6 protein-coding genes are annotated in these 5662 nt (G+C 67.0%); all 6 read right to left on the bottom strand.

What is annotated here, in order from left to right; genetic code table 11:
- Positions 1–31: 31 nt before the first annotated feature.
- Complete coding sequence (locus BJQ90_RS07915; RefSeq protein ID WP_226759750.1) at positions 32–313, bottom strand: hypothetical protein; 282 nt, start codon at positions 311–313, stop codon at positions 32–34.
- A 175-nt stretch (positions 314–488) separates the two neighbouring features.
- The gene (locus BJQ90_RS07910; protein ID WP_226759749.1) at positions 489–1427 is read right to left on the bottom strand and encodes a TolB family protein; all 939 of its coding nucleotides are present in this window, start codon (positions 1425–1427) and stop codon (positions 489–491) included.
- 40 nt (positions 1428–1467) lie between these two features.
- The gene (locus BJQ90_RS07905) at positions 1468–2463 is read right to left on the bottom strand and encodes a sugar phosphate isomerase/epimerase family protein (RefSeq protein ID WP_226759748.1); all 996 of its coding nucleotides are present in this window, start codon (positions 2461–2463) and stop codon (positions 1468–1470) included.
- Between the two features lies 1 nt (position 2464).
- Entirely contained in the window at positions 2465–3706 is a 1242-nt protein-coding gene (locus BJQ90_RS07900) for a Gfo/Idh/MocA family protein (RefSeq protein WP_226759747.1), read from the bottom strand.
- A gap of 8 nt (positions 3707–3714) precedes the next feature.
- Positions 3715–4833: a Gfo/Idh/MocA family protein gene (locus BJQ90_RS07895; protein WP_226759746.1), complete on the bottom strand. Its 1119-nt coding sequence runs from the start codon at positions 4831–4833 to the stop codon at positions 3715–3717.
- Positions 4830–5579, bottom strand: a complete 750-nt coding sequence (locus BJQ90_RS07890) for a sugar phosphate isomerase/epimerase family protein (protein ID WP_226759745.1) — start codon at positions 5577–5579, stop codon at positions 4830–4832. The genes BJQ90_RS07895 and BJQ90_RS07890 overlap by 4 nt, the downstream gene beginning before the upstream one ends.
- Positions 5580–5662: the final 83 nt, after the last annotated feature.

The raw sequence follows: 5662 nt of genomic DNA, 5'->3' as shown, positions 1-5662 counted from the left end.
GTCCCGGGTATGAATCCGGACCCGGTCCGGGCTAAATATCAGATGGCGTAACGAAGGATTCCGACCGCCTCCACAATGTCCGGCAGATCGGATCGCCGCACAGCGAGTACCCGGGCTCCCGTTCCGAGCGCCCGTCGGGGTGCAGAGCGACAAGATCCGACGAGTAGATCCGGTCGAGGACGCCACGCGCCGCTTCGGCCAATTCGGCCGGGGTCAGTTCGTCCGGGTTTCCCTCGATGACCTCGGGAGCGAGGTGGGCGTAGCCGGTGAGGTTGCGGTAGATGCTCGTCAGGGGCTCCGTCGCGGCGATCACAAGAGGCAAGGATTACCAGAACTCCGGGGCTTCCAGCAGCTCGTCGAGGAAGGTTTCTATCGCGGCGACCACGCCGAGGGTCACCAATACCGGATCAGCCCAGCATCGGACCCCGCGGAGTTCCGTGTCAACAGGCGGCGGTACTTGCCGCAAGGCGGTGTCGGGCACCCGGGGGTCAGTGCAACGGGTAAGCGACGTAGGCGAACCGCTCCGAGCCGGGGGACCAGCTGTTGACGTTGAGTGTTCCCTGGCCGCCGAAGGTGTGCCATGTGTGCAGCGGTGTGGTCCAGTCGCCGGCTGAGACAAGCACGACGTCGACCGGCAGGTCAGTGGGGTGGCCCACCGTGCCGCCGCGGAAACGGATGTAGCTGGCCAGCTGTCCGTCGGGGGCGAGGTGCGGGAACCAGTCGACGGTTTCGCTCGTCAGCAGGCGCTCAGGTTGCGCGGGCCGCCCGCTGCCGCCGTTTGCACTCAGCCTGGCAAGCTGGGCATGCCCCGGTTTGCTGGTGAAGGCTTCGGTGTTGAAGTACAGCCATTGGCCGTCCGGAGAGTACTCGGGACCGTCGCAGTGCCCGTCGACGTTCAGCGGGGTCGCGGCCCCACCGTTGGCGGGGAGGGTCATGAGCTTGCCCGGCTGGGCGAAGTTGCCGGCCTCGATGCCCACGTAGGCCAGTTCCTGCCCGTCCGGGCTCACTCCATGCAGGAAATGAAAGGACCCGTCGTTGTCGGTGATCCTCCCGGCCGCACCGCCGTCGAGTTCTGCGCGGTAGATGTGGCCATCATTCGCCGAGAGGAAGATGCCGGTGCCATCGGGCGCCAGGACGTGGTCGTTGTTCAGGTCCGGGATCCCGGTGAGGGGCACTTGGCTGATAGTCCGGCTCTCGACGTCGAAGCGCCACATCTTCCCGGTGCCGTTCAGGATCAGTGCCGCGCCGTCAAGAGTCCAGTTCGGCGCCTCAAGGAGCACGTCCACAGTGGAGAACACCAGTTCGCATTCACCGGTGACGGACGCGATCCACACCTCGCAGCGCTGGCCGGGCAGAAGCTGGCGCGGTGTGATGGTGGTTTTCGCGGCGGTTGTGCGCCTGACGGACGTGGGCGGGCCATCCGGCATGACCAGGCTCCTGACGATGACAACTGTGGACGGTGGACCGTTACTGCATGAACGCCGCGTCGAAGGAGGTGTTCGACGCCGGGAAGTCGTACTTCTTCAGCGCGGCGAGGGCTTCGGGTGCGCCGTGGAGCCGGTCCATGCCGGCGTCCTCCCATTCGATCGAAATGGGCCCGGTGTAGCCGATCGCGGCCAGGGCGCGGAAGGACGACTCCCACGGCACGTCGCCGCGGCCGGCGGAAACGAAATCCCAGCCCCGGCGCGGGTCGCCCCAGGGCAGGTGCGAGCCCATCACGGTGTTCCGGCCGGTGGGGCGAAGCTTCGTGTCCTTGCAGTCCACGTGGTAGATCCGGTCCTTGAAGTCCCAGATGAACGAGACCGGGTCGATGCCCTGCCACATGAAGTGGGAGGGGTCCCAGTTCAGCCCGAACGCTTCGCGGTGGCCGATCGCTTCGAGGGTGCGCACGGTGGTCCAGTAGTCGTAGGCAATCTCGGAGGGGTGGACCTCGTGGGCGAAGCGGACCCCGCATTCGTCGAAGACGTCCAGGATCGGGTTCCAGCGCTCGGCGAAGTCCTGGTAGCCGGCCTCGATCACTTTTTCCGGGACGGGCGGGAACATCGCGACGTACTGCCAGATGGAGGAGCCAGTGAAGCCGACCACTGTGTCCACGCCGAGGGCTTTGGCGAGCCGGGCGGTGTGCTGCATTTCCTCGGCGGCGCGCTGCCGGACGCCTTCGGGGTCGCCGTCGCCCCAGACCCTGGCCCCCACGATGGCCTCGTGCCGGAAATCGATCGGGTCATCGCAGACGGCCTGGCCCTTGAGGTGGTTGGAGATGGCCCAGACCTTGAGGTTGTACTTCTGAAGCACGGCGAGCTTGGCCTCGACGTAGCCGGGCTCGTCCCAGCGCCAGGCGTCCAGGTGGTCACCGGACACGGCGATTTCCAGGCCGTCGTAGCCCCAGCCGGACGCCAGCTTCGCGACTTCCTCGAAGGGCAGGTCGGCCCACTGGCCGGTGAACAGGGTGTACGGGCGGGCCATGTCAGGCTCCTTCGGGGAAGGCGGTTGGTGCGGGGGAAGCAGGTGCGGCGGCGGGGACGCCGGCCAGCTGGATGATGGAGCTCTTGGCCGCCGCACTTTCCTCCACCGCGGCCAGAATACGCTGGACTGTCAGTCCGTCCTCGAACGACGGCGAGGGCTGGCTTCCGCTGCCAATCGCGACGAGGAAGTCACGGATTTCATGGGTAAAGGTGTGCTCCCAGCCGATCACGTGCCCCTGCGGCCACCAGGCGGCGGCGTAGGGGTGCTCGGGCTCATTGACCAGGATGCGCCGGAAGCCCTGTTCCCGGGCCGGGACGGTGGCGTCCAGGAAGCCCAGTTCGTTCAGGTCTTCGAGGTCGAACAGGATGGACCCCTTGTTGCCGTAGATCTCCAGTTTGAGTGAGTTCTTCCGGCCGGTGGCCACCCGGGAGACCTCCACCGAGGCGACGGCCCCTGAGGCGAGAGAGAGCGTGGCCCAGGCGGCGTCGTCGACCGTCACCTCTTCAAGACCGTCCCGGCCGGGGCGGTGCGAGGTGAAGGTGTGCAGCCGGCCCGAGACCTCCGTAACCTGGTCCCCGAGCAGGAACAGCACCTGGTCGATGGCGTGGGAGGCAATGTCCCCCAGCGCACCGGACCCGGCGGTGTCCTTGTTCAGCCGCCATGTCATGGGCGACTCAGGGTCCACGAGCCAGTCCTGCAGATAGGCCACCCGGACGTGCCGGATCACACCCAGCCGGCCCTCGACGATCAGTTCCCGGGCCAGGGCGAGGGCAGGGATGCGCCGGTAATTGAACCCGACCATGGACTGGACGCCCTGGTTGCGGGCCGATTTCGCCGCAGCGGTCATCGACTCGGCTTCCGCCAGGGTGTTGGCCAGCGGCTTCTCCACCAGCACGTGCTTGCCGGCGGCGAGGGCTGCGACGGCGATCTCCGCGTGCATAAAGCCCGGGGCGCAGATGTCCACGATCTGGATGTCGTCGCGGTTGATCACCGAGCGCCAATCCGTGGAGGACTCCGCCCAGCCGTACTTGGCGGCGGCCTCGGCGACTCCGGCCGCGTCCCTTCCGACCAGGACACGCTGGTCGAAGTCCGGCACGTCGAAGTAGCTGGCCACATTGCGCCAGGCGTTCGAGTGGGCCTTGCCCATAAACGCGTAGCCGATCATGGCCACGCCCAGCGGCGATCCGGTGCCGGCTGGGGGCCCGGGCGGGGCAGGGTTGTCCGTGGATTCTTGGGAAGTCATGACGGTTCCTAGAGGGTGGAAGCGGTGGGGTCCCAGTCCTCGGGGAGGGCTGCGGAGGCGGGGGCGTAGCTTTCGACGTCGATGAAGGTTCCGGATTCCATCGACTCCGAGATGGAGACCATGGTGTCCAGGACGTGGTAGGCGAGGTTGCCGGTGGCGCGGTGCGGAACCCCGGCGCGGATGGAGCGTGCCATGTCCAGCACGCCCATGCCGCGGCCCTGGCTCGGGCCGGTTGCAGGGATGACCGTCCACTCTTCGTCGCCGGCCCGCCAGAGGCGCAGCTCGCCGTCGAAGTGGTTGGGATCCGGAAGGGAGATGGTGGCTTCGGTGCCGGTGATCTCGACAAACCCCATCCGCTGCCGGGGGGATTCGAAGCTGAACACGCTGTGCGAGGACTGGCCGTTCTCGAACTGGGCCATCGCGCTGACGTGGGTGGGAACCTCGACCGTGAATTCCTCGCCGGCTTTCGGCCCGGACCCAATAACCCGGACTTCCTTGGACTTGGAGCCGACGGCGGCCACCTTGCGGATGGAGCCGAAGGTCTGCACCAGCGCGGTGAGGTAGTACGGTCCCATGTCGAACAGGGGTCCGGCGCCGTACTGGAAGAGGAAGGCCGGGTTGGGGTGCCAGGATTCCGGGCCCGGGGTCTGGAACGTGGTCATCGCCGTCAGCGGGATGCCGATGTCGCCGCGTTCAATCAGCCGCCGCGCGGTCTGGAGCCCCGCGCCGAGGAACGTGTCGGGGGCGCAGCCCAGCCGGATTCCGGCGGCGTCTGCCGCCTTGAGCAGCCCGAGCCCGGAGTCGCGGTCCAGGGAGAACGGCTTTTCGGTCCAGACGTGTTTGCCCGCGTTAACGGCGGCCGTGGCCACCTCCACATGGGCCGCGGGGATGGTCAGGTTGACGATGATTTCCACGTCGGGATGGTTCAGGGCCGCGTCCACCCCGCCTGATTCCGCGATGCCGTACTCCTTGGCGCGCGCGGCGGCGGCATCCTCAAAAAGGTCGGCGATGACGTGGACCTTAAGGTCGGGGAAGACCGTCAGGTTATCGAGGTACTGCTTGCTGATGTTGCCGGCGCCGATGACGGCGACCCCCACCGGGCCGCGGCGGGAACCTGCGCCGCTCATGCGCGTGCGCCTTCGCTGGCTTCAGCGTTCAGGTACGCCAGGCTCTCCGCGATGCCCTCGAAGATGTCGCCGGAGTAGTCGTCGAACTCCACGACGCCTACTTCCAGGGACTTGGCGGCGCCGATGACGTCCCAGACGGCGATCTTGCCCTGGCCCGCGGGCTGCTGGGCCTTGGTGTCCGTGTTGAGCGGGCCGTCCTTGATGTGGATGAACTTCACCCGGTCGCCGAGTTTGGTCAGGATGTCGACGGGGTCCTGGCCGCCCACGGCAACCCAGTAGGTGTCCACTTCAAGGACCAGTTCAGGGTCCAGCAGGCCGGCGAAGTACTCGAGCGCGGTCTGGCCCTCGATGGTGGACTCGAGCTCCCAGGCGTGGTTGTGGTAACCGACCCGGATGCCGTACTCGGCGCCCTTTTTCGCGGCGGCATTGAGCTTGGCCGCGGTGGCCTGGATATCCCCGGCGGACCGCCAGTGCTCGGCCGGGAGGTAGGGGTCGATCACCGTGGTGATGCCGAGTTCCTTGGCCGCGGCGAAGATTTCGTCCTGGTCCTGGCTGAGCAGGGGAGCGTGGCCGGACGGTGCGGTGAGGCCGTTCTCCTTGAGCGCCGCGCCCAGTTCCTTGGCCGTGGCCACGAAGTTGTAGGGCTCAACCTGGGTGAAGCCGATGTCGGCCACCTTCTTGATGGTGCCCGGCAGGTCTTCCTGGATGGCGTTGCGGAGGGTGTACAGCTGGAGTGAGTAAGACATTGCGTTCCTTTGCGGGAGTCGGTTTGTTCTCAAGTGTTTGGGCGGCCTGGCTGCAGGCCGGCCGCCTTCGGGGGCTGAAGGCC

The organism is Arthrobacter sp. SO3 (assembly GCF_020532825.1).
Classification (GTDB): domain Bacteria; phylum Actinomycetota; class Actinomycetes; order Actinomycetales; family Micrococcaceae; genus Arthrobacter.
The sequence above is the reverse complement of the archived record's forward strand: the minus strand, read 5'-3'. Positions and strand labels throughout refer to the sequence as shown.